Below are 3,570 nucleotides of genomic sequence, written 5' to 3'. Positions count from 1 at the left end.
CTACGAACTGGTAAAAAATAAATATGATTGGTCGGTTGTCTGTAAAGGAATTGATAGGGCCTTTTCAGAGCTTTTAGATCAAAAAGACTATGGAAAGCAAAGTAAAAAAGCTACCCAATCGGTTTAGCAGATAATCTAATTGTTTACCCTTGCCATCTTTAACAAAATTATATTGATCATAAATAAAGGCAGTTTTAGCATTCTGCGCCATCTGCTAGGTTGTAGATAAAGTCTGTACAGCCATTCCAAGCCTGTTTTTCTGTAAAAAACTGGTGCTCTTTTAATATTACCGGCTATGAAGTCAAAGCTGCCTCCAATACCGGCTATTACTTTACAGTTTTTTAGCTCACTAATATTATTGTTGATCCATTTTTCCTGATATGGGGCACCCAGAGCCACAAAAACTACATTTGCTTCCTGAAGGCCGGTTCTAACATCCTCAGGGAGTTCATCAAATGGCGTATCTCGCTTTGATGGAGAATAGGTGCCTATGATGTTCAATTCATTGATCCTTTCTTCAAGAATATCAGCTGCTCTTTTTGCAATACCAGGCATAGCCCCGTAAAAGTATATTGAATTATTTGTTTGAGCAGCAATTTCACAAATCTTTTCCAGTGAATCAGAGCCGGTAATTCGCTCAACTTTTTGCCCGTGTAAATATTTAACTGCCCAACTGATCCCGATACCATCAGATGTGTTTATTGAAGATGAGCTCAGGATTTCTTTGAATTCAAGGTCTGAAATGGTCTCTACAGCTATTTCCGGATTAACTGTAACAAAGAACAAAGGCTCAGATTTGGGTTCCTTCAAAGTTGTATTTAGCAGGTCAAAAAACTCGTTCACTCGATAGGGTGATATTTTAATTCCCATTACCGAATATCTTTTGTCAAATTGTTTGCAAAGCATTGTCTGAATATGATTTTAGATCTACAATAATAGATACAACAAACATGCCAAATGGGGCGGTTGTAAAACTTTTAGTGAAATACTGCTGTTAAAATGCCGAACTGATAGTGTTTGAAATAAATGGTTTTTCAGCTGTAAAATATGTACACATTTGTAGCTTTTGTGATGTGTAATAATTCCCCAAAAAAAGACAAACAGGGATAGAAAACTAGTCTCTAAGACGGGTTCTGAGTTTTAACATTGGTAATGAATTTAGCAGGGTTTCCCCCATAAATGGTATATGGTGGAACATCCTTGGTTACAATGGAACCTGCAGCAATTACAGCACCTTCACCAATTGTGACCCCTTTTAAAATAATGCACCTGCACCCGATCCATGCTTTGTCCTGTATGTAAACAGGTTTATTGATGGTTGTGTCTGAATTAAGTGGGTGCAAATCTGAATCCATGATGATAACATCCCAGGAAATTTTACAGTTTACCCCAATTTTAATTTCAGATTCACACACTAATAGTGTGTTTCTGTTTATGTAAGTCCCATTTCCAATGCTGACCGACCCATTTTGTCCTATCTCTATGCGTACACCTGAATAGAACTGGCAATTTTCTGCAAATAGTGAACCACCCTTATTTATTACCTTTGGTAATGGGAAAGATTCTTTGACAACTATAATACCATTTTGAGTGAATTTTCTTGAAAGCCAAAACCCGAGCAAGTGTTCAAGCAATGAATGCTTTTTCAAACGACGTTTGATACGTTCAAAGGTACCGGGGTTATCACTCATGGATTACTGGCATTTTCCTCTGACATTTTTTTACTGTACTTGTCCAGCTTATTATGCAAAGTCTTTCTGCTTACACCAAGAACATTTGCAGCCTCAGATTTATTATTGTTACAAGAAGACAATGTTTGTTGTATGACTTTTTTCTCAATTTCCTCAAAAGGAGTTCCGATCTCTATTTCCAGAAAATTTCCTTCAGACTTATTAAAATCATTTGTGGTTCTTTCAGCAGGTAAACACCCTTGCGAGGTGATTTGTTGGGGTAGTACATCTCTGTCAATGACACCATCTTTGGATAGAACCACACACCTTTCTATGATATTTTTTAATTCCCTTACATTTCCGGGCCAGTTATACTTTTTAAAACACTTCATGCAGTCCTCTGCAATGTAGAGTTTTTCAATATTGTACTTTTCCGAGAACATCTTTAAAAAATGTTCTGTAAGAAGAGGTATTTCATCTTTACGGTGTCGCAGGGCTGGAATGTACAATTCGATGACATTAAGCCTGTAAAAGAGATCCTGTCTGAAATCACCCGATTTTATGGCATCATGCAGGATTACGTTAGTAGCTGATATAATCCTTACATCTACTTTGATCTCTTGTTTACCGCCCAATCTTCTAAAAGACTGGTATTCTACGGCTCTAAGTAATTTGACCTGGGCATTCAGTGATAATTCACCAATTTCATCCAGGAAGAGTGTTCCGCCATTGGCTAATTCGAATGCACCTTCTTTAGTGTGCTCGGCCCCGGTAAAAGCTCCTTTTTCGTATCCGAATAATTCACTTTCAATGAGGTCTTCCGGAATGGCACCACAATTGACAATAATAAAAGGTTTCTTGTCAACGACTTCTTTGGTGGCAGAATTATTATGAATAAAATGTGCAAGCACTTCTTTCCCGGTTCCATTCTCACCTGTCAAAAGAACCGGAACATTTGATTTTGCAACTCGTAAAGCCTTACGCTTTAATTCAGTAATTTCGGGTGATTCATGAACCCATTCACTTTTATCAGGACCCATAGTAGCTCCCGGAGCTGATGAGGGCAATATATACTCTACCCATTTTTAACCTCCCCACTAAAAAATATTATACTTAGATACAGCTACCCATTAACTGTTTCCAACGTGTAGATTTATTGTAAGGGATATTTGTGCAATGTTACATGAGAATATTTTAATATTTGTAACAGGCGGGAACAAATTGAAATGCTATACAAAAAATAAAACCATTCCTGCATAGGCTATTACGGCCAATAAGCCTGCTAAAATTGCCAATGGAAATTGCGTCTGTACGTGATCCATAAGGTCACACCCGGTTGAAAGTGAGGATAATATCGTTGTGTCAGAGATCGGCGAGCATTGGTCACCGAAAACAGCCCCACCAATAACGGCTGAAAAGCAAAGAGTCAGAAAAAATGGGTCAGGTACTACGGCCCATGCTAATGGAATGGCAACCGGAAAAACAACCGCATAGGTTCCCCAGGAAGTGCCGGTTGAAAAGGCGATCAACATACACAATATCATAAATAGCCCGGGAAGCAGAAATGCCGGAATGACATCACCCACCAATTCTACAACATAGGGGGCGGTCCCTACAGCATCTGCTACCTCTTTGAGGGTAACCGCCAGGGCCAATATCACAGCACCTATAGTAACTCCTTTACAGCCATCAATGAATCCATTGATCACTTCCTGAAGCTTCATGCCTTTTGCCAGTGCAATACCAAAGCCGGCCAGTACAGCTAAAATAAATGCCTCAGCGATAGGGAGTACAGCATCTTCACCCATTCCCATAAAGAATCGTGTTATAAGGTAAGGCAAGATCGCTACACCGAGTAGGGTCCCAATTGGTCCAAAAAAATCAATGAGGCCGGGATTAT

4 protein-coding genes are annotated in these 3,570 nt (G+C 39.0%); all 4 read right to left on the bottom strand.

Annotated elements, in window-relative coordinates; genetic code table 11:
- Positions 1-135: 135 nt before the first annotated feature.
- Entirely contained in the window at positions 136-870 is a 735-nt protein-coding gene (locus VJ937_RS03080) for a WecB/TagA/CpsF family glycosyltransferase (RefSeq protein ID WP_324065435.1), read from the bottom strand.
- Positions 871-1,121: 251 nt separating this feature from the next.
- The gene (locus tag VJ937_RS03075) at positions 1,122-1,691 is read right to left on the bottom strand and encodes an acyltransferase (protein WP_324065434.1); all 570 of its coding nucleotides are present in this window, start codon (positions 1,689-1,691) and stop codon (positions 1,122-1,124) included.
- On the bottom strand, positions 1,688-2,737 hold the full coding sequence (locus VJ937_RS03070; protein ID WP_324065433.1) for a sigma-54 dependent transcriptional regulator: 1,050 nt from the start codon (positions 2,735-2,737) through the stop codon (positions 1,688-1,690). The genes VJ937_RS03075 and VJ937_RS03070 overlap by 4 nt, the downstream gene beginning before the upstream one ends.
- 162 nt (positions 2,738-2,899) lie before the next feature.
- Positions 2,900-3,570 (bottom strand): Na+/H+ antiporter NhaC family protein (locus VJ937_RS03065; protein ID WP_324065432.1); only part of this gene is annotated, 671 nt, incomplete at its 5' end.

Source organism: Salinivirga sp. (genome assembly GCF_035268865.1).
GTDB lineage: Bacteria > Bacteroidota > Bacteroidia > Bacteroidales > Salinivirgaceae > Salinivirga.
The sequence above is the reverse complement of the archived record's forward strand: the minus strand, read 5'-3'. Positions and strand labels throughout refer to the sequence as shown.